Origin of the sequence: Streptomyces sp. NPDC002054, from assembly GCF_040296685.1 — a bacterium.
Taxonomy (GTDB): Bacteria; Actinomycetota; Actinomycetes; order Streptomycetales; family Streptomycetaceae; genus Streptomyces.
In genome coordinates, this window is the sequence record NZ_JBEOXT010000009.1 from 179202 (window position 1) to 205452 (window position 26251).

General features: G+C 69.3%; 25 protein-coding genes, 1 tRNA gene and 1 pseudogene. 17 read left to right on the forward strand and 10 right to left on the reverse strand.

Annotated features, from left to right (window positions below; genetic code table 11):
• Positions 1–12: 12 nt before the first annotated feature.
• Positions 13–681 (reverse strand): TetR family transcriptional regulator, encoded by a 669-nt coding sequence (locus tag ABT123_RS11160; RefSeq protein WP_351312124.1) that lies wholly within the window; start codon positions 679–681, stop codon positions 13–15.
• A gap of 371 nt (positions 682–1052) precedes the next feature.
• On the opposite strand from ABT123_RS11160, the gene ABT123_RS11165 reads away from it, so the two are divergent.
• A complete protein-coding gene (locus tag ABT123_RS11165) occupies positions 1053–1469 on the forward strand; it encodes a peptidase inhibitor family I36 protein (protein ID WP_351312027.1) in 417 nt (138 codons plus the stop codon).
• Here ABT123_RS11165 and ABT123_RS11170 read toward each other — a convergent pair.
• On the reverse strand, positions 1466–2272 hold the full coding sequence (locus ABT123_RS11170) for a potassium channel family protein (RefSeq protein ID WP_351312029.1): 807 nt from the start codon (positions 2270–2272) through the stop codon (positions 1466–1468). The genes ABT123_RS11165 and ABT123_RS11170 overlap by 4 nt on opposite strands.
• Before the next feature lie 150 nt (positions 2273–2422).
• On the reverse strand, positions 2423–5155 hold the full coding sequence (aceE, locus tag ABT123_RS11175; RefSeq protein ID WP_351312031.1) for a pyruvate dehydrogenase (acetyl-transferring), homodimeric type: 2733 nt from the start codon (positions 5153–5155) through the stop codon (positions 2423–2425).
• A 426-nt stretch (positions 5156–5581) separates the two neighbouring features.
• Between aceE and ABT123_RS11180 the strand changes: the two genes are divergently transcribed.
• From ABT123_RS11180 to ABT123_RS11205, 6 genes are all read left to right on the forward strand, one after another.
• Positions 5582–6013, forward strand: a complete 432-nt coding sequence (locus ABT123_RS11180; protein WP_351312033.1) for a DUF3052 domain-containing protein — start codon at positions 5582–5584, stop codon at positions 6011–6013.
• 139 nt (positions 6014–6152) lie between these two features.
• Complete coding sequence (locus ABT123_RS11185; protein WP_351312035.1) at positions 6153–6611, forward strand: peroxiredoxin; 459 nt, start codon at positions 6153–6155, stop codon at positions 6609–6611.
• Between the two features lie 132 nt (positions 6612–6743).
• Positions 6744–7319: a TerD family protein gene (locus tag ABT123_RS11190; protein ID WP_150210018.1), complete on the forward strand. Its 576-nt coding sequence runs from the start codon at positions 6744–6746 to the stop codon at positions 7317–7319.
• Between the two features lie 97 nt (positions 7320–7416).
• Entirely contained in the window at positions 7417–7992 is a 576-nt protein-coding gene (locus ABT123_RS11195) for a TerD family protein (RefSeq protein ID WP_351312037.1), read from the forward strand.
• 25 nt (positions 7993–8017) lie between these two features.
• The gene (locus ABT123_RS11200; RefSeq protein ID WP_351312125.1) at positions 8018–9139 is read left to right on the forward strand and encodes a DUF475 domain-containing protein; all 1122 of its coding nucleotides are present in this window, start codon (positions 8018–8020) and stop codon (positions 9137–9139) included.
• Between the two features lie 79 nt (positions 9140–9218).
• Positions 9219–9962 carry a TerD family protein gene (locus ABT123_RS11205; protein WP_351312039.1) on the forward strand — a complete coding sequence of 248 codons (744 nt, stop codon included), beginning with the start codon at positions 9219–9221 and terminating at the stop codon, positions 9960–9962.
• Between the two features lie 34 nt (positions 9963–9996).
• Here the strand turns inward: ABT123_RS11205 and ABT123_RS11210 are convergent, their stop codons facing one another.
• Entirely contained in the window at positions 9997–10830 is an 834-nt protein-coding gene (locus ABT123_RS11210; RefSeq protein ID WP_351312041.1) for a TerD family protein, read from the reverse strand.
• A 225-nt stretch (positions 10831–11055) separates the two neighbouring features.
• On the opposite strand from ABT123_RS11210, the gene ABT123_RS11215 reads away from it, so the two are divergent.
• From ABT123_RS11215 to ABT123_RS11230, 4 genes are read left to right on the forward strand one after another with little or no spacing between them, the layout of a single operon-like run.
• Complete coding sequence (locus tag ABT123_RS11215) at positions 11056–12243, forward strand: HpcH/HpaI aldolase/citrate lyase family protein (RefSeq protein WP_351312043.1); 1188 nt, start codon at positions 11056–11058, stop codon at positions 12241–12243.
• Positions 12244–12263: 20 nt separating this feature from the next.
• Positions 12264–14795 (forward strand): phosphoribosyltransferase, encoded by a 2532-nt coding sequence (locus tag ABT123_RS11220; RefSeq protein ID WP_502970930.1) that lies wholly within the window; start codon positions 12264–12266, stop codon positions 14793–14795.
• Complete coding sequence (locus ABT123_RS11225; RefSeq protein ID WP_351312047.1) at positions 14792–15613, forward strand: HAD family hydrolase; 822 nt, start codon at positions 14792–14794, stop codon at positions 15611–15613. The genes ABT123_RS11220 and ABT123_RS11225 overlap by 4 nt, the downstream gene beginning before the upstream one ends.
• Positions 15610–16269 (forward strand): O-methyltransferase, encoded by a 660-nt coding sequence (locus ABT123_RS11230; protein ID WP_351312049.1) that lies wholly within the window; start codon positions 15610–15612, stop codon positions 16267–16269. The genes ABT123_RS11225 and ABT123_RS11230 overlap by 4 nt, the downstream gene beginning before the upstream one ends.
• Here ABT123_RS11230 and ABT123_RS11235 read toward each other — a convergent pair.
• The 3 genes from ABT123_RS11235 to ABT123_RS11245 form a co-directional block, all read right to left on the reverse strand.
• On the reverse strand, positions 16266–16481 hold the full coding sequence (locus tag ABT123_RS11235; protein WP_351312051.1) for an FmdB family zinc ribbon protein: 216 nt from the start codon (positions 16479–16481) through the stop codon (positions 16266–16268). The genes ABT123_RS11230 and ABT123_RS11235 overlap by 4 nt on opposite strands.
• A 35-nt stretch (positions 16482–16516) precedes the next feature.
• Entirely contained in the window at positions 16517–17197 is a 681-nt protein-coding gene (locus ABT123_RS11240; RefSeq protein WP_351312053.1) for a DUF4383 domain-containing protein, read from the reverse strand.
• A gap of 99 nt (positions 17198–17296) precedes the next feature.
• Entirely contained in the window at positions 17297–18541 is a 1245-nt protein-coding gene (locus tag ABT123_RS11245; protein ID WP_351312055.1) for a hypothetical protein, read from the reverse strand.
• A 115-nt stretch (positions 18542–18656) separates the two neighbouring features.
• Between ABT123_RS11245 and ABT123_RS11250 the strand changes: the two genes are divergently transcribed.
• The 3 genes and pseudogenes from ABT123_RS11250 to ABT123_RS11260 all read left to right on the forward strand — a co-directional run bounded on the left by ABT123_RS11250 (position 18657) and on the right by ABT123_RS11260 (position 19372).
• Positions 18657–18731, forward strand: a tRNA-Val gene (locus ABT123_RS11250).
• 142 nt (positions 18732–18873) lie between these two features.
• Positions 18874–19134 (forward strand): annotated as a pseudogene (locus tag ABT123_RS11255) (NUDIX domain-containing protein); the annotation flags it as partial.
• A gap of 31 nt (positions 19135–19165) precedes the next feature.
• Positions 19166–19372 (forward strand): bacteriocin immunity protein, encoded by a 207-nt coding sequence (locus ABT123_RS11260; protein WP_502970934.1) that lies wholly within the window; start codon positions 19166–19168, stop codon positions 19370–19372.
• A gap of 681 nt (positions 19373–20053) precedes the next feature.
• Here the strand turns inward: ABT123_RS11260 and ABT123_RS11265 are convergent.
• Complete coding sequence (locus ABT123_RS11265; protein ID WP_351312059.1) at positions 20054–20869, reverse strand: hypothetical protein; 816 nt, start codon at positions 20867–20869, stop codon at positions 20054–20056.
• Positions 20870–21460: 591 nt separating this feature from the next.
• On the opposite strand from ABT123_RS11265, the gene ABT123_RS11270 reads away from it, so the two are divergent.
• Positions 21461–21685 carry a hypothetical protein gene (locus ABT123_RS11270; protein ID WP_351312061.1) on the forward strand — a complete coding sequence of 75 codons (225 nt, stop codon included), beginning with the start codon at positions 21461–21463 and terminating at the stop codon, positions 21683–21685.
• Between the two features lie 139 nt (positions 21686–21824).
• On the opposite strand, the gene ABT123_RS11275 is transcribed toward ABT123_RS11270, so the two are convergent.
• A complete protein-coding gene (locus ABT123_RS11275) occupies positions 21825–22217 on the reverse strand; it encodes a hypothetical protein (protein ID WP_351312063.1) in 393 nt (130 codons plus the stop codon).
• 693 nt (positions 22218–22910) lie between these two features.
• On the opposite strand from ABT123_RS11275, the gene ABT123_RS11280 reads away from it, so the two are divergent.
• Entirely contained in the window at positions 22911–24140 is a 1230-nt protein-coding gene (locus tag ABT123_RS11280; RefSeq protein WP_351312064.1) for an NsdA family TPR-like regulatory protein, read from the forward strand.
• On the opposite strand, the gene ABT123_RS11285 is transcribed toward ABT123_RS11280, so the two are convergent.
• Positions 24121–24786 (reverse strand): HAD family hydrolase, encoded by a 666-nt coding sequence (locus ABT123_RS11285; RefSeq protein ID WP_351312066.1) that lies wholly within the window; start codon positions 24784–24786, stop codon positions 24121–24123. The genes ABT123_RS11280 and ABT123_RS11285 overlap by 20 nt on opposite strands.
• Positions 24787–25567: 781 nt before the next feature.
• Between ABT123_RS11285 and ABT123_RS11290 the strand changes: the two genes are divergently transcribed.
• Positions 25568–26239 carry a DUF4352 domain-containing protein gene (locus ABT123_RS11290; protein WP_351312068.1) on the forward strand — a complete coding sequence of 224 codons (672 nt, stop codon included), beginning with the start codon at positions 25568–25570 and terminating at the stop codon, positions 26237–26239.
• Positions 26240–26251: the final 12 nt, after the last annotated feature.

A 26251-nucleotide genomic window follows, 5' to 3' on the forward strand; every position in this document is an offset into this window, starting at 1 on the left:
GTGTGTCGTTCGTCAGGCCGACGTGCCGTGCCAGCCGGCCGCGAGGGCCGGACCGATCTGGTCCAGGCACTCCTCCGTCATCCGCCGGATCGCCGCCACGCTGGTGTCCTCGCCCCGCCCCCACAGCCGTCCGGTCATCCGGATCACCCCGGAGAAGGCGGCCACCGCCACCCGGGGGCGCGGGTCGGTGTCCACGTCCAGGCCCTCCCGGCGGGCGATCAGCAGGGCGGTCCGCTCCTCCAGCTCGGTGGACCGGCGCAGGTGGACGGCGAGCAGTGCGGGAGTGGACTCGATCAGCCGGTAGGCGCGCATGTGCAGCTCGACCGGGACCACATCGGAGATCGCCTCCTCGAGGGTGTCCCAGGCGGTGAGCACGGCGTTCCGGAGGGCCTCCATGGGGCCCTCGGCGGCGGGCCGGGCCGCCAGCGCGGCCACGAAGTGCGCCTCGACCAGGTCCTGGACCGCGAAGGCGGCCTCCTCCTTGTTGGCGAAGTACCGGAAGAAGGTGCGCTGGGAGACCGCGACGGCCTCGGTGATCTCGTCGACGGTCGTCTGGTCGTAGCCCTGGGAGGTGAAGAGCAGGAGGGCGGAGCGGAGCAGGGCGTCCCGGGTGCGCTGCTTCTTGCGTTCGCGCAGTCCGGCCGTCGTCGCCGTCGCCGTGGCGGGCCGCTGGTGGGTGATCACCGCATGGTCCTCTCCGTTGCCTCTCCGCCGTCCCTCTCCGACTCCGAGTGAGCGGTCAGGCTACCGGTGCCCGAGCCGGCGGCGGGGGTCCGTTGAGCCGTTCGGGAACGCAGTCGCGCCGGACACGTTCGGGGCATCCGGGAGGCGGGCCCGACCCCTGCGTCCCGGCGCGGAAGGGTCAATTCCGCGCGTGCGCGACGCCCAGCGGGGCGGCCCGGCAGAGCAATCCCCTATTCGGATGATCTGCTCCCGGCGGTCTTCCGCCCCGGCGTCATCGCAGGTCAGCGTGGTGTCACAGCGATCCGTACGGGCCCCCGGCCGCCCTGGCCACCCATACGGGCCATTCGCCGTGCAAGGAGTTGACCGTGATGCGTACCCGTTCACGTACCCGTTCCCTGGCCCTCGCTCTCGCCGCGGGCGTCCTGGCCGCCGGAGCCACCGCCGCGCAGGCTGTCCCGGCGGGCCGGGACACGCCCGGTGCCCGGGCGGGCGCCCCGCCGACGCTCGGGCCCTGCGCCACGGGCCAGCTCTGCCTGTGGGCCAAACCCGCCTTCCAGGGGTCCCGGCAGGTCCACGAACTGAGCGGGGTCGACGTGGACGGCTGCACCCCGCTGCCCGCCGGGAAGACCGTGCAGTCCCTGGCCAACCGGACGGGCCGGCCGGTGACCACGTACCAGTCGGAGGTGTGCGCCGAGACCGGGGAGTTCCAGACCTATCCAGGTGACGGGGTCTGGCTGCCGCAATCGCCCTACCAGGTGCGCGCGTTCAAGGTCTGGGAGAACTAGGCGGCGCCCGCCGGTTCGGGGGCCGTCCCGTCCGCAGCCTGTGCGGGTACGCCGCCGGGCCCGGGCGGGGCGGCCGGGCCCGCCGCGGACAGCGCGCCGAGCTCGGCGCGCAGCGCGCGCACCTCCCCCTGGAGCTCCCGGATCGCCGCCAGCTGCGCCCGCTCCACCTGGTCGTCCCGCTCGAAGCGGGAGATGAACCAGGCGGCGATGTTGGCGGTGACCACACCGAGCAGGGCGATCCCGGACAGCATCAGACCGACCGCCAGCACCCGGCCGAGGCCGGTGGTGGGGGAGTGGTCCCCGTAGCCGACCGTGGTCATGGTCGTGAACGACCACCACACCGCATCGCCGAGGTTCTTGATGTTGCCGCCCGGCGCGTCCCGCTCCACGCTCAGCACGGCCAGCGAGCCGAACATCATCAGCCCCACCACCGAGCCCGCCACATAGGTGGTCAGATGCACCTGCGGAGCCATCCGGGCCCGCCGGCCCACCAGCAGCAGGGTCGACACCAGCCGCAGCAGCCGCAGCGGCTGGATCAGCGGCAGCAGGACCGCGGCCAGGTCCAGCCAGTGCGTACGGACGAACAGCCACCGGTGCTCCGCCAGGCGCAGCCGCACGCAGTAGTCCAGCGCGAAGGCGCCCCACACCACCCATTCGGCGTGCAGGCAGGCCCGCTGTACCGCGGGGCTCGCGTCCGGCGCCACGATCGGCACGGCGTAGGCGACCGCGAAGGTCACGGCGAGCAGCAGCAGCGGAACCTGGGTGCGCCGCTCCCAGCGCACCTGGCGGGACTCATCCTTCATGCAGGGCATCGTAAAGAACCCGTAAACGCAGACACCGACGCAGCCCCGGCCGGACCGGAGCTGCGTCGGCAAAGAACTCACCGCGAGGAGCGGGATCAGGGGGGCAGGGCAACGCCCCGCGCCCCGGTCACCCCCGCCGCCCCGCGGCGGTCAGGCGTCGCCGCCCGCCGCGCCCGGGTCGGCCGCCGCCACGTCCAGCAGCTGGTACCGGTCGATCGCCTGCTTCAGCACCGAGCGGTCGATCCGGCCCTCCTTGGCGAGCTCGGTCAGCACCGCCAGCACCACCGACTGCGCGTCGATGTGGAAGAACCGGCGGGCCGCACCCCGGGTGTCGGCGAAGCCGAAGCCGTCCGCGCCCAGCGAGGTGTACGCCCCCGGCACCCACCGGGAGATCTGGTCCGGCACCGCACGCATCCAGTCGGAGACCGCCACGAACGGGCCCTGGGCCCCGGACAGCTTCCGGGTCACATACGGAACCCGCTGCTCCTCCTCCGGGTGGAGCATGTTGTGCTGCTCCACCTCGACGGCGTCACGGCGCAGCTCGTTCCAGGAGGTCGCCGACCAGACGTCCGCCCGGACGTTCCACTCCGCGGCCAGGATCCGCTGCGCCTCCAGCGCCCACGGCACGCCCACGCCCGAGGCCATGATCTGCGCCGGGATGGCACCCGCCTGGCCCGCCGAGATCCGGTGGATGCCCTTGAGGATGCCGTCCACGTCCACGTCGGCCGGCTCGGCCGGGTGCTGGATCGGCTCGTTGTAGACGGTCAGGTAGTAGAAGACGTCCTCCGCCTCGGGCCCGTACATCCGCCGCAGACCGTCCTTGACGATGTGCGCGATCTCGTAGCCGTAGGCCGGGTCGTACGCCACACAGCCCGGGTTGGTCGACGCCAGCAGCTGCGAGTGGCCGTCGGCGTGCTGGAGGCCTTCACCCGTCAGGGTGGTCCGGCCGGCCGTGGCGCCCAGCACGAAGCCGCGCGCCAGCTGGTCGGCCATCTGCCAGAACTGGTCGCCGGTGCGCTGGAAACCGAACATCGAGTAGAAGACGTAGACCGGGATCAGCGGCTCGCCGTGGGTGGCGTAGGCCGAGCCCGCGGCGATCAGCGAGGCCGTGCAGCCCGCCTCCGAGATGCCGTCGTGCAGCATCTGGCCGGTCGGCGACTCCTTGTACGCGAGCAGCAGGTCGCGGTCGACCGCCTCGTACTGCTGGCCCAGCGGGTTGTAGATCTTGGCGCTCGGGAAGAAGGCGTCCATGCCGAAGGTGCGGTACTCGTCCGGGGCGATCAGCACGAACCGCTTGCCGATCTCCTTGTCCCGCATCAGGTCCTTCAGGATGCGGACGAAGGCCATCGTCGTCGCGATCGACTGCTGGCCGGAGCCCTTCTTTGCGGCTGCGTAGGTCGTGTCGTCCGGCAGCGGCAGCGGCTTGGCGCGCACCACCCGGGTCGGTACATAGCCGCCCAGCGCGCTGCGCCGGTCGTGCATGTACTGGATCTCCTCGGACTTCGGGCCCGGGTGGTAGTACGGCGGCAGGCCGCCCTCCAGCTGCGCGTCCGTGATCGGGAGGTGCAGCCGGTCCCGGAAGCCCTTGAGGTCGTCGACCGTCAGCTTCTTCATCTGGTGGGTCGCGTTGCGGCCCTCGAAGTTCGGGCCCAGCGTCCAGCCCTTGACGGTCTTCGCCAGGATCACCGTCGGCTGGCCCTTGTGGGCCTTGGCCGCCGCATACGCCGCGTAGATCTTCTTGTGGTCGTGGCCGCCGCGCCCCAGGTGCAGGATCTGGGCGTCGGTCATGTTCTCGACCATGGCGCGCAGCCGGTGGTCGTCGCCGAAGAAGTGGTCGCGGATATAGCCGCCGGTCTCGGTCGCGTACGTCTGGAACTGCCCGTCCGGCGTGGTGTTCATCTTGTTGACCAGGATGCCGTCGCGGTCCTGGGCCAGCAGCGGGTCCCAGGAGCGGTCCCAGATCAGCTTGATGACATTCCAGCCGGCACCGCGGAAGACCGACTCCAGCTCCTGGATGACCTTGCCGTTGCCGCGGACCGGGCCGTCGAGCCGCTGCAGGTTGCAGTTGACCACGAAGGTCAGGTTGTCCAGGCCCTCGCGGGCGGCGAGGGTCAGCTGGCCGAGCGACTCCGGCTCGTCCATCTCGCCGTCGCCGAGGTACGCCCAAACGTGTGACTTGGAGGTGTCCGCGATCCCGCGCGCCTCCATGTACCGGTTCATCCGGGCCTGGTAGATCGCGCCGATCGGGCCCAGGCCCATCGAGACGGTCGGGAACTCCCAGAAGTCGGGCATCAGCCGCGGGTGCGGGTAGCTGGAGAGGCCGTATGGGGCCTTCGACTTCTCCTGGCGGAAGGCGTCGAGCTGCTGCTCGGAGAGCCGGTCCAGCAGGTAGGCGCGGGCGTACACACCGGGGGAGGCGTGGCCCTGGAAGAAGATCTGGTCGCCGCCGTCCCCCTCGTCCTTGCCCCGGAAGAAGTGGTTGAAACCCACGTCGTAGAGGGAGGCGGAGGAGGCGAAGGTGGCGATGTGGCCGCCCACCCCGATGCCCGGGCGCTGGGCGCGCGAGACCATCACGGCCGCGTTCCAGCGAGTGGCGTTCAGGACCTTGCGCTCGATCTCCTCGTTGCCCGGGAAGAACGGCTCGTCCTTGGTGGCGATGGTGTTGACGTAGTCCGTGCTGCGCATCTCCGGCACGGCCACGCGCTTCTCGCGGGCCCGCTCGATCAGCCGCAGCATCAGGTACCGGGCCCGCTCACGGCCCCGCTCGTCGACCGCGGCGTCCAGGGAGTCGAGCCACTCCCGGGTCTCCTCCGGATCGAAGTCCGGGACCTGGCTCGGCAGGCCGCCAATGATGATCGGGTTGCGATCGGATGCGGAAGCCACGCTGTTCCTTCGCTGTCGGGGGAGTCGTGCCCTGAGTCACACCGCCTCCCATCGTGTACCGCCAGGCCATCATCGTCACCTGTACCGCTAGGTAACCCCTGGAACTTCCGGCGACTGCGTCTGGTGTTGGGGGCGGCTGCGGGACGGGTCCGGCCAAATTGCAACCTTACGCCCACGCCATTCGGCAGGTCCCCAGGGCCGTTCGTCCCTCATAGGGGTACGAAAGTCCTCATCGAGGCCGAATAGGCTGCAATGGTGTGGGATGAGTCACCGGAGTGCGTCGAGACGGCCGTAATCGTCACCGTTTCGACGGTCTCGACGGCCGGGTACTTGCGCGATCCGCCGAGCCCGTGTGGACTACGCCCAATGCTGCGCGTACGCGCGCGGCCCAGAAGACATTCACCGAACATGAGCAGGAGGCACCCCGTGAGCGCGACCGCGGACCACGCGGAGACCAGTCTGGCCGCCCGGCTGGGTTTCCAGTCCGACCAGGTGGTCCAGGAGATCGGCTACGACGAGGACGCCGATCAGGATTTCCGCGAGGTCATTGAGGACCACATCGGCAACGACCTCGTCGACGAGGACTACGACGACGTGGCCGACGCCGTGGTGCTGTGGTTCCGTGAGGACGACGGCGATCTGACGGACGCCCTGGTCGATGCCACCGAGCTGGTCGAGGACAATGCCCTGATCCTCCTGCTGACCCCGAAGACCGGCCGGCCCGGTTACGTGGAAGCCAGTGACATCAGCGAGGCCGCCTCGACTGCGGGCCTCTCGCAGACCAAGAGCGTCAGCGTCGGCAAGGAGTGGGTCGCCAGCCGCCTGATGACCCCCAAGGCCGCAAAGTCCAAGCGCTGATCCGAGCGCCCGCAACCCAGCGGACGGGCCCCCGCCGACCCCGGTCGGCGGGGGCCCGCGGCTTTTCCCCCGGCGCGGCCGGGGTGTCTAAGCTGGCCCCACCCGAACAGCCCAATGACCCAATGAAGGGACGCGAGAGATGGCGATCGAGGTCGGAAACAAGGCCCCGGACTTCGAGCTCAAGGACAACCACGGCGCCACGGTCCGGCTCTCGGACTTCCGCGGCGAGAAGAACGTGGTTCTGCTCTTCTACCCGTTCGCCTTCACCGGCGTCTGCACCGGCGAGCTCTGCGAGCTGCGCGACCAGCTGCCGCGCTTCCAGAACGACGAGGTCCAGCTGCTCGCCGTCTCCAACGACTCCGTGCCCACCCTGCGCGTCTTCGCCGAGCAGGAGGGTCTGGAGTACCCGCTGCTTTCGGACTTCTGGCCGCACGGCGAGACCTCCCGCGCCTACGGCGTCTTCGACGAGGACAAGGGCTGCGCGGTGCGCGGCACCTTCGTCATCGACAAGGAGGGCATCGTGCGCTGGACCGTCGTCAACGGCCTGCCCGACGCCCGGGACCTGAACGAGTACATCGCGGCCATCGACAGCCTCTGAGGCGGTCCCGCCGTGGCGCGATCCGGCACAAAGGGTGCCCACGGCGGGAACCCGTCACTAGGATCCAACCGTTGATCCGGTAGCAACCGCACAACGGGGCCCCGCCCCACACAAGAACCCAATGGAGGACCCGTGGGAGTCAGCCTCAGCAAGGGCGGCAACGTCTCGCTGACCAAGGCCGCCCCCAACCTGACGGCGGTCATCGTCGGTCTGGGCTGGGACGCTCGCACCACCACCGGCACCGAGTTCGACCTCGACGCCAGCGCGCTGCTCACCAACGACCAGGGCAAGGTCGCCGGCGACGGCAACTTCGTCTTCTTCAACAACCTCAAGAGCCCCGACGGCTCGGTGGAGCACACCGGTGACAACCTCACCGGTGAGGGCGAGGGCGACGACGAGCAGATCAAGGTGAACCTGGCCGGTGTCCCGGCCGACGTGCACCGCATCGTCTTCCCGGTGTCGATCTACGACGCCGAGACCCGCCAGCAGAGCTTCGGCCAGGTCCGCAACGCCTTCATCCGCGTGGTGAACCAGGCCGACAACACCGAGCTCGCCCGCTACGACCTGAGCGAGGACGCCTCGACCGAGACCGCCATGGTCTTCGGCGAGCTGTACCGCAACGGCGCGGAGTGGAAGTTCCGCGCCATCGGGCAGGGCTACGCCTCGGGCCTGCGCGGCATCGCGCAGGACTTCGGCGTCAACGTCTGAGCCTGCGGAGCAGATCACCTCGTCCGGCGCCGCGCACTGACCGTGTGCGGCGCCGGACGGCTTTGCCATCACCACGTCGTCCGGGGAGGACCACAACATGGGCGTCACACTCGCCAAGGGGGGCAATGTCTCCCTCTCCAAGGCCGCACCGAACCTGACCCGGATTCTGGTCGGCCTCGGCTGGGACGCGCGCTCCACCACGGGGGCGGACTTCGACCTCGACGCCAGTGCACTGCTGTGCAACGGCGGCCGGGTGCTCGGAGACCAGTACTTCGTCTTCTACAACAACCTCAAGAGCCCCGAGGGCTCCGTCGAGCACACCGGTGACAACCTGACAGGTGAGGGCGACGGGGACGACGAGTCGATCATCATCGACCTGACCATGGTGCCGGCCGAGGTGGACAAGATCGTCTTTCCGGTCTCGATCCACGATGCGGACGCCCGCCGGCAGACTTTCGGCCAGGTCACCAATGCGTTCATCCGCGTGGTGAACGAGGCGGACGGCCAGGAACTGGCCCGCTACGACCTCTCCGAGGACGCCTCCAGCGAGACCGCAATGATCTTCGGCGAGGTCTACCGGTACGGGGGTGAATGGAAGTTCCGTGCGGTGGGGCAGGGGTACGCGTCGGGCCTGAGGGGCATCGCTCTAGACTTCGGGGTCAACGTTTCGTAAAGCCGTACAAGATCATGGGGTGCCAGTGGTCCTGAAAACCTTCGGCTGGTCGTTCGCCATCACGGCGCTCGGCCTTGCCTTCGCCGCATGGCAGTGGGGGTGGGAGGCGTTCGGGGTCGTACTGATCCTGTCGATCCTCGAGATCTCGCTGTCCTTCGACAATGCGGTCGTCAATGCCGGAATCCTGAAGAAGATGAATGCCTTCTGGCAGAAGATCTTCCTCACCATCGGCATTCTCATCGCCGTGTTCGGTATGCGACTGGTCTTCCCTGTCGCCATCGTTGCGATCAGCGCCCAGGTCGGGCCCATCGAGGCCATCCAGCTCGCGCTGGACGAGCCCGAGCGGTACGAGGCGCTGGTCACCGACGCCCACCCGGCGATCGCCGCCTTCGGTGGCATGTTCCTGCTGATGATCTTCCTTGACTTCATCTTCGAAGACCGTGACCACAAGTGGCTGGCCTGGCTCGAGCGGCCCCTGGCCAAGCTCGGCAAGGTCGACATGCTGTCGGTCTGCATCGCCCTGATCGCGCTGCTGTTCTCCGCGATGACCTTTGCGACCAACGCCCACACCAGCACCGGCCACGCGGACAAGACCTCCACCGTGCTGCTCGCCGGCGTCGCCGGTCTGATCACCTACCTCATCGTCGGCGGTCTCTCCTCCTACTTCGAGAACAAGCTCGAAGAGGAAGAGGAGCACGAGCACGAGGAGGAGGAGAAGGCCAAGGCGGCGGGCAAGCCGGTCTCCGCGGTCGGCCTGGCCGGCAAGGCGGCGTTCTTCCTCTTCCTCTACCTCGAGGTCCTCGACGCGTCCTTCTCCTTCGACGGGGTCATCGGCGCGTTCGCGATCACCAACCACATCTTCTGGATGGCGCTTGGCCTCGGCATCGGCGCCATGTACGTCCGGTCGCTCACGGTCTACCTGGTCCGCCAGGGCACCCTGGACGACTACGTCTACCTGGAGCACGGCGCGCACTACGCCATCGGCGCGCTCGCCGTCATCCTGCTCATCACCATCGAGCACGAGATCACCGAGCTCATCACCGGCACCATCGGTGTGCTGCTGATCGCCGGCTCCTTCTGGTCCTCGGTCCGCCGCAACAAGCGGCTGGAGCTGGAAGCAGCCAAGGGGCCGGCCGCCAAGGCATGACCCCCGCGCACATGCGGAACCATTGACAGGGGCGGCCTTCCGGCCGCCCCTGTCGGCGTTTTCGAAGTGGGGGGAAGACATGGGGTTCTTCGACGGGCTCAGGGGGAGCCGGGCAGCACAGTTCCAGTCGGGCAGCGCCGGATCGAGCGCGATCGAGCTGACCCGGCGGCATCCCACGGTCTCCCTGACCAAACAGGGGGCCGTCACCGGAAACCTGCGGGTCAACCTGTCCTGGCGGATGCGGAGCTCCGACTTCGACGGCGGCCGGTCGGGGCAGAGCGGACAGCTTTTCCGCCATCCTTTCAAACTCTTCAAACCCGACATGGTTCAGGCGCACACCCAGGGCATGGTCAACGTCGACCTGGACATGGGCTGCCTGTACGAGCTGACGGACGGCACCCGGGGCGTGGTCCAGCCGCTGGGCACCCTGCTCGGCGACCTCAACGACCCGCCGTACATCAAGCTCAGCGGGGACGACCGGTTCGGATCGGCGTCCGGGGAGACCCTCTACATCAACCTCGACCACGCCGAGGAGATCAAGCGGCTGCTGGTCTTCGTCTACATCTACGACCAGACCCCGGCCTTCGACCGGACACACGCCATGGTGACCCTGTACCCGAGCACCGGACCGCGGATCGAGGTCCCGCTGGACGAGCGGGCCCCGGAGGCCCGCTCCTGCGCGGTGGTCTCCCTGGAGACCGTCAAGGGCGAACTGATCGTCCGCCGCGAGGTGAGGTTCGTGTACGGGTTCCAGGCCGAGCTGGACCGGCTGTACGGCTGGGGGCTCCAGTGGGGCCTGGGCTACAAAACCACCAAGAGCTGACGCCCCGGCCGGGGCGCGGCCGGGGCGGGCCCGGCTACCGCCGGATGAACTGCGGGCCTTGGAGCGGCAGCCGGAAGGTGGAGTCGCCGCCCGGCGCCGGCACCGGGGCCGGGGACACCGGCTGCGGGTACCCGTAGGCGGGCTGCGCGGCCGGCGGGGCCTGGGTCGGCGGCGCCGCCGGAACCGGCGGCACGGCGGGGACCGGAGGCCGCATCGCCCTGGTGGCCTCGGCGGGCTCCGGCTGTGCGCTCTCCGCCGACCCGGCCGACCCGGCTGACGAAGCCGACGAGGCCGACGAAGCCGCGGAGGCCTCCTCGGCGGCGGTTTCGTCCACCGAGATCCCGTGGTCGGTGGCGAGCCCCACCAGCCCGTTGGAGTAGCCCTCGCCGAGCGCCCGGAACTTCCAGCCCTCGCCCCGCCGGTACAGCTCCCCGCAGATCAGCGCCGTCTCGGCGCCCGTCTCGGGCCGTACGTCGAAGTAGGCGAGGGGCTCGGCGCCGCCCGCGCCGGTGGCGTCGTACAGCAGGATCCGCAGGTCCTGGACCAGCTCGAAGGGCATGTCCTCGGCCGAGGCCACCACCAGGATCCGGTCCACCTGCGCGGTGACCGCGCCCAGGTCGGCCTGCACGGCGTCGGTGACCGCCTCGCCGATCTGCTTCTTGCCCAGCCGCCAGACCGCCCCGGAGGGGTGCCGCGGCTGGTTGTAGAAGACGAAGTCCTCGTCCGAGCGCACCCGTCCGTCCGGGCCCACCAGCAGCGCCGAGGCGTCCACGTCCGGCACCTCGGGGCCGTTGGTCCAGCGCAACACCGCCCGGACCGCGGCGGCGGTCACCGGGATGTTGGAGCCCTTCTGCATCGCGTGCGTCATGCCCGTCATCCTGCCCTCCCGGGGCGGAGCGGGACAATGCGGCCCCCCGTAGCGGGGCCGGGGTGTTGCGAGCGGCGTGCACGGCCCTTGTCGGCTGTCCGGGCCCCGTGCATGGTGCATAGGGGTTACCTGGATTTCATGTACTTGGGGAACTCTTGAATCTCATTCGTACGTACTATTACCGGCCACGGCAGATGGGCCGCCGAGGCAGTACGGGGGAAGCACATGCGTCATTTCGGGCACATCGCGCCCGCGGTCCGCAAGGACCTCTTCCACCGGGAGCCGAGCGAATTCACCGCCGACTCGCCGGTGCGCACCCTCGCAGCCGCCCTCGGCGCCACCCTCTACAGCCCCGCGACCCGCCCCCGACTGGCCGCCGACATCCGCAAGCAGGCTGCCCGTGGAGTCGTGTCCATGGTGCTCTGCCTGGAGGATTCCATCGGTGACGCCGAGGTCGAGGGCGGCGAGGACAATCTGATCCGGCAGTTCGCCGAGCTCGACGCGCAGACCGGGGAGGCCGGGGAGGCCGGGGCCGCCGAGCTCCCCCTGCTTTTCATCCGGGTCCGCACCCCGGAGCAGATCCCGGACCTGGCGGCCCGGCTCGGCGGCAGTGTCCGCCGATTGGCCGGATTCGTGCTTCCCAAGTTCACCGAGGACCGGGGCATCGCCTTCCTGGACGCCGTTGAGGCCGCCGAAGCCCGGGTCGGACAGCGTCTGTATGCCATGCCGGTCCTCGAATCCCCCGAGCTGCTGCACCTCGAAACCCGCGTCGAAGCCCTCGCCGGCATTTCGCGCACGGTGAACCGGCACCGTGACCGGGTCCTCGCCCTCCGCCTCGGCGTCACCGACTTCTGCTCCGCCTACGGCCTGCGCCGCACCCCCGACATGACCGCGTACGACGTCCAGATCGTCGCCGGCGTGATCGCCGACGTGGTCAACGTGCTCAGCCGGGCCGACGGCACCGGCTTCACCGTCACCGGCCCGGTCTGGGAGTACTTCCGCCACCAGCAGCGCATGTTCAAGCCCCAGCTGCGCCGCAGCCCCTTCCTGGAGGGCCAGGCCGAGGAACTGCGCACCGCGCTCATCGAGCACGACCTGGACGGGCTGCTGCGCGAGATCGAACTCGACCGGGCGAACGGCCTGCTCGGCAAGACCTGTATCCACCCCGCGCACACCACCCCGGTGCACGCCCTGTCGGTGGTCTCGCACGAGGAATTCAGCGACGCCCAGGACATTCTGCGGCCGGAACAGGGCGGTGGCGGGGTGCTGCGATCGGCTTATACGAACAAAATGAACGAGGTGAAGCCCCACCGGGCCTGGGCCGAGCGCACCATGCTGCGCGCCGAGGTCTTCGGGGTGGCGAAGGAGGAGATCGGCTTCGTCGATCTCCTCACGGCCGGACTCCAGGTGTGATGTCCGGGCGAGCGATGACGATGACGTCGACGGAAGGCAAGAAGATCGACACGGTGTGGTCGGGTACGTGGGTCGCGGAACGACTGGGCATACGGCTGGAGGACGCGGAGGCGGGCACGGCGGCTGGGCTGCCCGGGCTGCCCGCGCTGCTCGGGCTGGCGCTGCGGCGCAACCCCAAGCGGGCTCACCTGCTGGTCTCACAGGTGCTCGGCAAGCACGTCCCGCAGTCCCCGTCCGTGGTCCGCGCCGCCGGGTACGGGCTCGGCGAGCGGGTGCGGGAGCTGCTCGGCGAGGCCGCCGGGTCGGCGGTGGTCCTCGGCTACGCGGAGACCGCGACCGGGCTGGGCCACTGCGTGGCCGACGGCCTGGGCGTGGCCTCCTACCTGCACTCCACCCGCCGCCCGGTTCCGGGCCTGACCCCGGCCGGCGGCTTCGAGGAGTCCCACTCGCACGCCACCTCCCACCTGCTGCTGCCCGAGGACCCGAAGCTGTTGGCCGGGGCGGGGCCGCTGGTGCTGGTGGACGACGAGTTCTCCACCGGGAACACGGTCCTCAACACCATCCGCGACCTGCACGCACGGCACCCGCGCGAGCACTACGTGGTGGTGGCCCTGGTCGACATGCGCTGCCCGGCCGACCGGGACCGGCTCACCGCCTTCGCCGCCGAGCTCGGCGCCCGGGTCGACCTGATCGCCCTGGCGAGCGGCACGGTGCACCTGCCGGAGGGCGTGCTGGAGCGCGGCCGGGCCCTGGTCGCGGAGTACGAGGCCCAGGACGCGGCTCAGGACCCGGCTCAGCAGGAGGCGTCGGCCGCGCTGTCCGGCTTGGCGGCGCCCGGCCCGGCGGCTCATGGCCCGGCCGGAGCCGAGCGGGTCGTGCTCGACTGGCCCGCCGGTGTCCCGGACGGCGGCCGGCACGGCTTCACGCCCGCGCACCGGATCCGGCTGGACGAGGCGTTGCCCCGCCTCGGCGAACAGCTGGCCGAGGCACTCGGAGCGCGGCCCGGCCGGGTCCTCGTACTCGGCAACGAAGAGCTGATGTACGCCCCGTTGCGGCTCGCCACCGCCCTGGAGGAGAGCGGGGCCGCCGCCGAGGTCCGGTTCTCCACCACCACCCGCTCGCCCGTGCTCGCCGTGGACGACCCCGGTTATGCCATCCGCACCCGGCTCGAGTTCCCCGCCCACGACGCTCCGGCCGACGGCCCCGGCGCCCGTTTCGCGTACAACGTCGCCGGAGCCGGCTTCGACACCGTCGTCGTCGTGGTCGACTCCGCCGGGGACACCCCCGAACTCCACGCCGGCCTGCTGGCCGAGCTGCGCCCGCACACCGGCCGGATCCTGCTCGCGGTCGTCCCCTCGTACGTACCCCCGTGCGCTCCCTCGTACGCCACCGACCGGCAGGAGCCGATCATGCTGCCCGAGCCGTTGCGCGGCCCCGCCTTCTCCTCCTACGCCCCGGACGACGTCGGCTGGCTCCTCCAGGACCTCTCGGCGGTGCAGCTGGAGGCCCCCACCGAGGAGCGCGAGGAGGCCGTCCAGTCGGGCGGCGCGCACTACGCCGAATCCCTGCCCGTCGAGTACCAGCCCAGCGCCCAGTACCAGCAGCTCTTCCGGGCCGCCCTGGCCGCCTCCGCCGACCGGATCGCCCGCGCCGTCGGCACGGTCACCGAGACCGTCCTCGCCGAACGGTCCCCGCGTCCCGTCCTGGTCTCGCTGGCCCGCGCCGGCACCCCCGTCGGCGTGCTGATGCGCCGCTGGGCCGCCCACCGGCACGGCCTGGACCTCCCGCACTACGCCGTCTCCATCGTGCGGGGCCGCGGCATCGACGCCAATGCCCTGCGCTGGCTGGCCGCCCACCACGACCCGAGCGACGTGGTCTTCGTCGACGGCTGGACCGGCAAGGGCGCCATCACCCGCGAACTGCGGGAGGCGCTGAGGGAGTTCCCCGGCTTCGACCCGGAGATCGTGGTCCTCGCCGACCCGGGCGGCTGCGTTGCCACCTACGGCACCCGCGAGGACTTCCTCATCCCCTCCGCCTGCCTCAACTCCACCGTCTCCGGGCTGATATCCCGTACGGTGCTCCGCTCCGACCTGGTCGGCCCCACCGACTTCCACGGCGCCAAGTTCTACCGGGAGCTGGCCGGTGCCGATGTCTCCGTCGAGTTCGTCGACACCGTCGCCGCCCGCTTCGGCGAGGTCGCGGACACGGTGGACGCCGAGGTCAAGGACCTCCTGGCCGCCGACCGCAGCCCCACCTGGGAGGGCTGGGCGGCGGTGGAACGCATCAGCGAGGAGTACGGCATCCACGACGTGAACCTGGTCAAGCCGGGCGTCGGCGAGACCACCCGGGTGCTGCTGCGCCGGGTGCCGTGGAAGATCCTGGCCCAGCGCGGTGCCGGGCCCGACCTGGACCACGTACGGCTGCTCGCCGAGCAGCGCGGGGTGCCGGTCGAGGAGGTCGACGGACTGCCGTACACCTGCGTAGGACTCATCCACCCCCGCTTCACACGCGGCGCGACCGGCGCCGACGGAAAGGCTGTGGCCACCTCGTGACTGTCCTGGTAGCAAGCGATCTGGACCGTACGCTCATCTACTCGGCGGCGGCCCTCGGGCTGACCGTGCCGGACCCGGAGGCCCCGCGGCTGCTGTGCGTGGAGATCCACGAGGGCCGGCCGCTCTCCTTCATGACGGAGACGGCGGCCGGGCTGCTGGCGGAACTGACCGAGAACCCTGCGGTGGTCTTCGTCCCGACCACCACCCGCACCCGCAAGCAGTACCAGCGGATCAACCTCCCCGGCCGCCCGGCGCGGTACGCCATCTGCGCCAACGGTGGCCAGCTGCTGGTGGACGGGGTCCCGGACCGGGACTGGCGGCGCACGGTCGCGGCCCGGCTCGCGGAGGAGTGCGCCCCGCTGGAGGAAGTGCACGCGCACCTGCTGGCCGTCGCAGACCCGGCGTGGCTGCGCAAGGCGCGGGTGGCCGAGGAGCTGTTCGTCTACCTGGTGGTGGAGCGGGCGCTGGTGCCGGAGGAGTGGCTGAAGGCCCTGGCGGAGTGGTCCGAGGCCCGCGGCTGGACGGTTTCCCTCCAGGGCCGCAAGATCTACGCCGTGCCGCGCCCGCTGACCAAGAGCGCGGCGATGCGGGAGGTGGCCCGGCGTACGGACGCGGAGCTCACCCTGGCGGCCGGCGACTCGCTGCTGGACGCGGACCTGCTGCTGGCCGCGGACCGGGCCTGGCGGCCCGGCCACGGCGAACTGGCGGATGCGCAGTGGACGGCGCCGGGTGTGCGGGCGCTGGCCGAGGCGGGCGTGCTGGCCGGCGAGGAAATCGTCCGGGAATTCGGCCGGACGGTTGGCACACTGGCCCCATGACCAAGGGCAACAGCACCAAAATCACCGATGAGTTGTACGCGTACATGCTGGCGCAGAACCCGCCGCTGGACGAGGTGCAGCGCGGGCTGATCGCGACCACCTGGGAGAAGTTCCCGGACTCGGCCGGCATGCAGTCGGCGGAGGAGCAGGGGCCACTGCTGGCCTTCCTGGTCCGGCTGACCGGCGCCCGGCACATCGTGGAGGTCGGCACCTTCACCGGCTTCTCCACCCTGTCCATGGCACAGGCCCTGCCGCCGGAGGGCCGGATCATCGCCTGCGACATCTCCGAGGAGTGGACGGAGTACGGCCGCCGGGCCTGGGAGGCGGCGGGCGTCGCGGACCGCATCGACCTGCGGATCGCGCCGGCCCTGGACACGCTGCGGGCGCTGCCGGCGGAACCGCACATCGACATGGCGTACATCGACGCGGACAAGCAGAGCCAGATCGCCTACTGGGAGGAAATCGTCCCGCGGCTCCGCCCGGGCGGCCTGATCGTCACCGACAACACGCTGTTCCACGGCACGGTGCTGGACGCGTCCGAGACGGGGGCGGGAGCGGTCATCCGGGCCTTCAACGACCACGTGCGCGCGGACCGGCGGATGGACAGCGTCCTCCTGGCCATCTCGGACGGCCTGACCCTCTCCCGCCGCGTCTAGCAGCAGCCCCCGCCACCGCAGCAGCCCCCGCCACCTCCGCCTCCGGAAGGGGCGGGGGCGCTGCTGGTCCCGCCGACGGCGACGGCGGAGAGCAGCTTGACGGTGTCGGCGTGCCCGGCGGGGCAGTCGGCGGGCGCGGAGGACTCGGCCATCGGCCGGCTGACCTCAAAGGTGTCGTCGCAGGTCCGGCATCGGTATTCGTAGCGAGGCATGCGGGCATGGTAGCCGCGCGTCCGGGGTCGGCGTGTCAGTGGTTCCGCATGCCCGCCCGCCGTTGCTCCCGGGCCGCCTGCTCGGGGTGCCGGGCCCGCCAGTACGGGTTGTCGTGCGGCAAGGCGCTGCCCACCCGCCCGTACATCCCGAACCACATCAGCATCACGCCGACGACAAAGCTGAACAGCACGTTCTGGATCTCGAAGGCCAGGAAGTTCAGCTGCGTGTCCAGCAGCGCGAGGTTCACGAACCCGCTCGCGATGAAGGCCAGCCCCAGCACGATGTTCAGGGTGGAGGCGAAGGTTCCGCCGATCACCATCCCGGTGAAGAGCAGTGCCCCGATGCAGATCGACAGGACACTCAGCGCGCCGTTGGTGTTCAGGGCGAGCACCGTGTCGCCGCCGGTGTCGAAGAACCCGATGCGGTCGATGAGCCCCAGGATCCCGAAGACGATCAGCAGCAGGCCCGTCAGACCGGCGCCGACCCGGTAGACCTTGGAGAGCTTGTGATCGGTGGGCAGATGGTCGTCGAGCTGGGCATTGACCGGATGCAGAAGACGCCGCACCAGGTGGGAGCGTTCCGGTTCGTGGGACTCGTACGGCTCGTGGGCCACGAAGGGCGCGTAATTCTCATGGGGCTCGTGGCACCCGTAGAGCGCATGAGGCGCATAAGACTCCTGCGGCGCAGGAGTCTTATGGAAAGTGTGGGCAGCCATAGCAAGCCCTCCTCTGCTCCGTTCCCTGCACCCCCCAGCATCCGCCGCACCACGCCCCCGGACAACCCGGCCGGGCTGGGCTGTCCGGGGTGCGGCGGCTCAGCGGGGGCTGCGCCCGGCCCTGATGTCGCCGACCACCCGGCCCACGGCCTCCCGTACGCCCTCCATCTCCTGGAGGAAGTGCCAATAGTCCGGGTGCCGGCTCTCCAGACCCGCCACCGCCCGGTCCACCCGGGCCACCGCCTCGTCCAGCGGGCGCGCGTGCAGAGGATCGGGCACGGTACGGCCCTCCATCGCCAGCCGCTGCGCGTCCCGGATGGCAAACCGTGTCCGCTGCACCTCCACCTGCGGATCCCGGGCCACCGCCTCCAACCGCGCGAGCCGGTCCTGAGCAGCCGAAACAGCCTCGTCCACGGAATCGAGGAGCGCCCGCACGGTCCCGAACAGCGCGGTGGCATCCGCCCACCGCTGCTCCTCCCGGGCCTTGCCCGCCTCCCGCAGCCGCTCCTCGGCATGCGCCACGTCCCGGGCCGCCTGCTCGGGCACCGGCTGCAGGTCCTGCCAGCACGCCGCACTGAACCGGCGGCGCAACTCGCTCAGCACCGGATCCACCCGCTCCGCTCGGTTCCGCAGCGCCTGCGCCCGGGTCCGCAGGCTCACCAGCCGGCGGTCCATCTCCGCGGCCCGCTCCGGCAGCCGCTCGGCCTCGGCCCGTATGGCCTCCGCGTCGCGCAGGATCCGGTCGGCCCGCTGAAGGGTCTCGGGTACGCCGTGCTGCCCGGCCCCCTGGGTCAGCTTGGTCAGCTCCGGGCCGAGCGCCGCCAGCCGCACCGCGAGCTCATCGGCCCGCATCCCGCCGGCCCGCACCGCATCCAGCGCATTACTGGCGGCCAACAGCGCGGCCCTGGCCCGCTCCCGCGCCGGCGCCACCTGTGCCAGCTGGCTCTCCGCCCGGTCCAGCAGCGGCTGCAACCCCTGAGCGAACCGCTCCAGCTCCCCCTTGACCCGGACCAGGTCCTCCCGCGCCCGCACCAGCTGCTGCTTGGCCCGCGCCGCGGTCCCGGCATCCAGATCAACCCGGTCCAGATCGTGCGCGTCGACGGCCTCGATATACGCGTGGCTGACCTCGTCGATCCGCCGCCCCAGCGCCCCGAACCCCTCGACGGCCTGCCGCCCCGCCGGACTCCCGTCCACCGCGGCGATCGTCTCCACGGAGATCCGCAGATCCCGCTGCGCGGTGTCCAGCTCGTAGAAAGCGGCGGCGGCAGCATCCTTCGCGGCCTGCGCATCCGCCCGCCGGCTCTCGTCCCGCCCACCGAACCACCGCCGGGATGCCGTCGTCACAATCCCTCTCCCGTACCGCGTCCGCCATGCCCCGCCCTGCCTCGCTCCATTCTCACCCACCCCCAGTGGTTTGCGTCCGGGGCATGCCCTGCATGTAGGCTGTCCACTCATCCACGGGTGCGTAGCTCAGGGGTAGAGCGCTGCTCTTACAAAGCAGATGTCGGCGGTTCGAAACCGTCCGCGCCCACCAACAAAGAGACCCCCCGCCGATCCCGGCGGGGGGTCTCTTGCATCCACAAGCGACATCACCGGAAACAGTCAGCTACGCCGCACCAAGGCACAGCCCTGCCCCTTCCCGCTGCACTGCGTCCGTGTCCGTAGCCGGGGCAGTACTGCCCGAGGACGGCCGACTCCGGGCGATCCGCCACGCGGACAACGGAACTTGGGAACTGCCCGGCGGGAGTCCTCGAACCCACCAAGCCCCCAGAAGCCGGCATCCACCGCGAGGTCCTGGAGGAAACCGGCATCCACGTCGAGGCGGACGAACTCACCGGCGTCCACAAGAACACGCCCGTGGCATCATCACCCTGGCCTTCCACTGCAAGCCCTCCAGCGGCACCGAACGCATTTCGGAGGAATCGACCGTGATCGCCTGACTCACCCCGGAAGAGGTCTCACAGCGTGATGCGCGAGGAAGCGGTGCGGCTGGTCCAACAGCTCATGGACGGCAGCATCACCGATGAAGCCGAAGCCGACAGGGCCGTTGCCGCACTGAGGCTGGGACTGAGGTGTCCCCACATCAGCGACTACATCTACTGGGACTCCGACCCCGAACCGAGCGCCGAGAAGGTCGTAGACCGAGCCATGGCGTACAAGCCGTTCGCGCTCTGAATCAGTCGACGCGGTAAGAGCTTCCCTACTCCGTCAAGGCTCGCTTCGCGCGCGGGTAGGCCGCCCCTCCAGCTCGGAAGAGCAGGACACGCTCAGACGACCAAGTCGTCATCGTTCCCGGCCTCCTGAACGGCAAGGCAGTCTGATGCTGCGATCAGGGGTGCCGCGCACAGCGTGGCGGCTCCGGTCGGGCGCCGGCCGCGCTGCCCCTCCTTGCCTCCGTCACCGGAGCGCATGTCCGTCACCCGCCCGCGCCCACAGAGGGGCGAAAGACCAGGCCGGGGAGGAAGACCAAACGGCAACAGCACCGCTGCACCCAGGCAGCCACCCGCGCACACGCACCCTGATCCGTCAGCCACTCGTCACGGACCTAATGCCTCCGGCGGGGGCGCTCCGACTCCGGGATGACCGGGGCCTGTACTGCAACTGGCGGTCGGTTCGTGGTGGGGGCGGGGAGCTGTCATCCCGTTTGCCGTCGACCCAGGCAAGCCATAGAAGCCTGCCCCGCTATCACTCCGTGTGGGTCGACTGCAGGCGGGATGACAGCGGGGTTGCGGCTGCTGGGGCCAGCCTCTGTCCTTGGAGCAGCTGGTGGTTGTGGTAAACCACGTGCACCATCCAGATTCGCAGCAGAAAGCAGCCTCCAGACCACACGGCGGAGGCAGCCTCGCAGGTCCGCCATCACCAATCCATGTTCCACCCCTGCTCTACAAAGTAGGCAGTACGAGAAATGTGGTTCGAAACCTGCTCCTGACCCGCCTCAACGACCTCTTTGAATTGACGCAGAGAACGCTGATCCAGCGGGACGTCAAGGCCGGCCTTGATCCACTCAAGGGATGCCCACAGTGGTCCGCCACTCAAAAAGTCGTCGATCTCATCAAAGGTTGCGCAAAGTCCATCGAAGCCCTGCTCCCTATCAGGGAAAAGGCTAAACTCGGGCGAGTCGCTGATGCTCGAAAGGCCAATCGGAATAACACCCAGCCCTTCGACTTGAAATCCAATGGCCTTATGCATCTTATCGAATCCGCCGTGACTGTAGGGGTTGCGCCAGACCTCGGCGATATCCTTGAGCTTGCCGCGCACCCTCTGGATTTCCTGAGTGTGATGCCCGGAAAAAACCCTGTCATACTTTTCGAACAGCTTCGACCCGATGAAGGAGGCTACTGACTCCCGGTGGGGCTCGAAATTAACGGATGGCAAGGTTAAGACTAGTATGTGCTCCAACAGGCTGAAGTAGCTGTTGACCATGGCTACGGTTGCATAAAGGCCCTCCCGGCGTGCCGTCATGAATCCGTTGAGCTGATTGGTGAGCTCCGCGCCAAAGTCGCCTTCGTCTGCCAAAGGCTTCGGCTTTGAATTGCCCGAGTAGGCGTCATGCGCCATGGCCCGGAAGTGCTCATGCATTCCCCGAAGCTTGTAATAAAGGTTCGGCACCGTGATATTTCCAGTCGCCATGGATTGCCGAGCCATCAATGACAGAAGGTTCTTCTCCATCATGCGAGCCGCCGCAGATAGTTTCGCCACTACTTCGTTAGGGTCAATGGACCCCGGGCGGTCGACGTAAATTCGAATTCCGAATTTTTCGGAGGCTATGCTGCACTCGACCCCTCTATATGTGAACGAGTATTCCCAGTCCAATTTCTCGGCTCGGCCGAGATCTCTAGATCCGATCGGCAGGCTTAGTACCATTGAGATTACGGGAGGCACTGGCATCTTGTGATGATCCACGGAGTATCTAGTTCCTCTGCCTGGGGCTCGCGCAAATCCGTTCGCATCAACATGATTCGCAGAGAAGTCTCGGAGTGGTCGTCTGCACACTTCGAGTTCAGATTCGATGGCAGCTGTCAAGCCGTCCTCGGTTGTCTCTTCGCTCATCGAATCCATCCCAGTTCAGATACTTTTGAAGGATGGTAGCGAGCCGAGTGGGTTCTTCTCTGCGATTTCTCGGAGTCTGTGCGCCGAAAGACCTCAGCGGGACACGCGGGACAACGAGAGCGCCCTCCCGGACCGCCACGGCTAGGCAGGGCGGGGGGAGTCCGGCGGGAGGAGAGGCTCGTGGTGGTGCCAGGCGAGGTAGCAGTCCTCCCTGTGAAGCTCAGCGAGTCCCTCTCGATCCGCATGACGCCACGCTCCATCGAACGGGCGTACCGCCACGATGATCAGGTGGAGGTCCGGCGGCAGGAGGGCCACGTCCGGGTGCATGTGCTCTTCGTCCAGCTCGTCCAGGCTGAGGTCGAGCGCCTGCTGCATTGGTTCCGGTCCGTGGCGGCGGATCAGGTCGGCTCGGAAGCCGACAGCCTTCCGGAGTCTTGATTCCCATCGCGGACGCTATCGGCGTGGCGCTCGCTGACCCAGTGCTGGAGTAGCCCCGGCCAGCGGGAGACGGGCTGGTCAGGGGGTGGATCCCGTGACGTACGTGTCGCGTCGCCGCGGTGACGGACGCCCTGCGAGATCATGAATCCCAGCCGCCCGGCGGGGATGGATGTCCGCGCAGTCCCTGCCGCTCCTCTTCCTCCCAGACCCACAGGCGGGCCTGGTGTACCTCGGCCGCGGCCAGGAGGTCACGGATGACGCGTGCCAGCGAGACTGCCTTCCCCCAAGCCCCGGTGGCCGAGTCAGCCGGGTTCAGAGCGGTGGCTGCCTCCCAGTTCGCGAGGGCATCCTCGGCGGCTCCGGTGCGGCGTCCCCGCTCGTCGAACGAGCCTACGACGTAGAAGTAGACCCGGCTGCCGGTGTAGTCCAGATAGCTCAGCTGCTGGTCGGCCTCCTCGTCGGTCGGGGCCTCCACCGTGGCGAGTACGGCGTCGACGGCCGCCACGAGGTCCGCCTCCCACACCTTGGTCACCGGAACCGCCTCCTCGATTCCTGCCAGCGGCGCGGTTCCGTGTGAGGACGTGCCGCGGGCGTGCAGTCGGGGTGTGCGTAGAAATCCGGCCGGGCGCCTGACGCGGAGTTGCTCACGATGCGGTTCTCGGCCGTCGAGGCCACTGGCTTGTCGCAGTAGATGCAGAACTCGCCGGCCATCATCGCTCGCCCTCCGGGGCAGGGCAGGACCAAACTTCGGTGTCCAGGACGTGTACACCGGTCCGGCCGGGGATGGTGCCGCGGTGCACGGCGCCAGTAGTGAGCAGGGTGCCGCAGGAGACGCAGGCTCGGCCCTGGACCTGGTCCCAGGTGAGCTGCGAAACCCTCGTAGGGAGCGGCTTTCGGTCGCACGGAAGTGCGGTCGCAGTCACTGATCCTCACCTACCAGGGTGAGGCCGGAACTGGCCACAGCCTGCCCCGTCTTCAAGGCGGCTTCAGAGGGGCCGTCGTGCCAGTGGCACCAGTGCTCAGGGTCGTCCACGTCGCTGCTCCCCTGCCGTCGTCTGCGGGTGGTGGGGACAGCGTGGACTCTGTGAAGTCCTTTTGCGAGGACTTGTCTTGGACTTCTGAGGCCTAAGAACGGGGCTTCTGTGCAGTCGAAATGGTGAATCGTGGCTTGCTGCCGGACTTCCTGCGACAGTGGGCATCTACCCACCCACGCGCGGAGGTTGGCATGACACGCCCCACCGGCAACACCCGACTCAAGGCCGCCCGCTTGGCCGCCGGATACCGCTCCCAACAAGACCTCGTCGACGCCCTCGGCAGGCGCGGCGTGACTGTCGGCATCCGACAGGTCCGTCGCTGGGAATCGGACAATCCACCCCTGCCCTACCCCGACGTCCGCCAGGCCCTTACCGAGCTCCTCGGCCAGGACATCGAGCAGCTGGGATTCACGCAGACCGCCGGAGCCAGCCCGGACCGTCCTGCAGCCGCCAGCGCCCTGCCGCCCCTCAACCGGGGCCCCGTCCGGACCCCGAACGCCGTCCAGCCAGCCACGGCCGGAACGGACTACCTGTCCGTCACCCGTGCCCACCGCCGCCTCTACTGGACCGTCGCCCCCGCCACCCTTCACCCTGCCGTCAGCGCACACGCTGCGCTCGGCGAAGCGCTGCTGCCCTCCACCGCGGGCCTCACCCGGCAGGCCATGGCCGCCGCCCTCGCCGAGTCCTGGCTACTCGCCGGCCGCATCGAGTTCTTCGACCTCCGCGAGACCGCCCGCGCGCAGGACACCTGGGTGCGGGCGCTGCAGGCCGCTGGGGAGGCCGATGATGCGCTCCTCGGCGCGGCCACCCTGGCTCACATGGCGTTCGTCCCCGGCTGGGACGGAGACCGGACCGCGGCCGGCGAGCGGATGATCGCGGCACGTACCTACGCCCGCCGTAGTCCGGCCTCCTCCGAGTTCCTGGCGTGGCTGGATGCGGTCGAGGCCGAATGCGAGACCAGGTGCGGCGATACGCGGACCGCACTGAACCTGATCGGTCACGGAGAGGACATTCTCGCCGCCGACAACGGGCACCCCAACCCGGAGTGGATGGACTGGTTCAGTCCGGTTCGGCTCGCCGCGTTCAAGGGCAACACCCAGCTGCGTGCCGCGCACTTGCCGCAGGCCCGTGCAACTCTCCTCGGCGTCCTTGACAAGCTGCCTGCGGACGCCGACAAGCAGCGCACCGTGGTGCTTGGGGACCTCGCCGCTGTGGAGGCTGCCGACGGGCGCCCGGCGACCGCGGCGGTGTACGCAGTCCGAGCGCTGGAACTGCTGGAAACGCACTGGTACGCCACCGGGCTCGAGCGGATCCGGGAGGTGCGGCGCGCACTCGTACCGTGGCAGCACGAGCAGTACGTCCGCGACCTTGACGACCGGCTGTACGGGTGGGGTGCGGTGGTCAGCGCTCTCGCGAATTGAACTCGGCGATCAGGCCCGGGAGCTCGGCGAGGCTGTCGATCCGAAACGTCGGCAGGTTCCGTGCCTCCTCGCTGGTCCACTGGATTGTGGCCCAGGGGCCCCGGTGGACCAGCGCGGTGTGCATGCCGGCGGCGGCGCCCGGGCGGAGATCGTTGTCGACGCGGTCGCCGACGTAGAGGATCTCGTCGTTCGCGAACGGCGTGACGTCGGCCACGCGCTCGAAGAACTCGATGCTCGGCTTCGACGCGCCCCAGTCGTCGGACGTGCCGATCAGGTCCACGTCCCCGGTGAACAAGTCCCGGAGCAGACCGCCCGCCCGGACGGTCTGGTTTCCGGCGATGCCCAGCCACAGCCCGTCAGCGCGGAGCTTGGCGAGTGCCGGCCGGACGTCCGCGTACAGGTCGTCCTCGCCGAACCACTCCGGCTGCCCGGCTGCCGCCCGCGCCTCCCGCTGCTCTGTCAGGTCGAACTGGGGCTGGAACGCGGTGAACACCTCGCGATAGTCACGGCCCTGGGCAATGACCGCTCCGAACACGGCCGCGAATGTGTGCCGTGGGACGCCGAGCCAGTCTGCCCACGTGCCGTACTCGCGAGTCTCGTCCACGAGGCACTCGCCAACGTCGAAAACCACAGCGCGAATCGTCATACGGGTCAGCCTACGGGCCCCCGGACGCACGACATCGCCCTCTCTTGGACCCCGAAGGGCCGAGAGAGGGCGATGTCGGGTCAGTGGTGGATGAGTTCCCGGATCGCGGCGACGATCCCAAAGGTGGTAAGCGCCCATGCAGTAGCTGACTCCATGGCGCCGCCCCCCTTCATGGCACCGAAGCGCCGAGCAGCATCAAGAGGAACCGTGCGGCCGTGGGCGCGAATCACGCAAGAGGGCGTCTGGTGTATGCGGAGCAAACGGCGTCGGCATGGGCCTCCATGGAGCCAGACTCTGCCGTTCGCCTACCCTGCTGGCCATGCGCAACGAGAGGCACGACGAGCCGCTGTCAGCGGACGAGGTAGAGCTCTTCATTCAGTACCTCCACCGATACGCCATCCACGATCTCGACCAGTGGCTGAACCTGCGGGTAGGTCCCGAAGAGTCCCCCGTGTACGTCACCCTCAGTCGGCTACCGGAGCCGGGGGCGGACCCGTCTGTTTACCGGCGACCTTGACGGTGGGCCGACCCGCGGAAAGCGCCCATGCCCTTCGCGTGCCCGGTGGGGCGGAGGCGGGCGGGGCGTGGTGGGCCGACGGAGGCCCGACCTGCCATGAACGCGGTCACGGCAATGACGGTACCTCGGCGACGCTGCCGAGTAGCCAGCGGTCGCGCTGGCTACGGGAGGGGTGCGCGCCGGTGCGTGTTGGTATCTCCTCCGCGGCGGGATCGTAAGGGAGCGTGACAGGCGACTGATGATTGAACGTTCGATTGTCACGGTTTGGACATTGCCGCACCCGAGCGCACCCGTCCCCATACGGTGACCGGATTCGCACCCGTCACTGTGGGGGTTCCCATGTCTCACCAGCTCCCGCCGCCCGGCCAGCCGCAGCCTGGGTACGGCTACCTGCCCCAGCCGCCGAAGAAGTCCAACGCGGGGAAGGTGGTCGGCTTCTCGTGTCTGGGCGTCGTCGGGTTCGTCGTGCTCCTCAGCATCATCGGGGCGCTCCTCGGCGGTGAGAACAGCGACAAGACGGCGAAGGAGTCCGTGCCGTCGGCCGCTGCGACGTCCGCGCCGGCGAAGGCGCCCGAGTCCAAGCCGTCAGCTGCCGCGCCGGAGAAGAAGGCTGCAGTCGACGTTGTCGCGAAGAAGGCGGAGTTCAAGAAGAGCATCATCGCGCCGGGCGACGACTACACGAGCGTGTCCGTCACGATCACGAACAACAGCAGCAAGCCAATCAACGTGAACCCGCTCTACTTTGCGATCACCGACACGAACGGCACCAAGCACACGGCTGAACTCGGGGCCGACGAAGACCAGATCGACACGGTGGAGCTGGCCCCGGGCGAGAACGTGACCGGTGCGATCACCGGCAAGGGTGCGTTCACTGCGAAGACGGTGACGTACAGAGACGGAATGCTCGGCAAGCCTGTTCGCACCGACGTGTCCTAACGACCGCAGGCC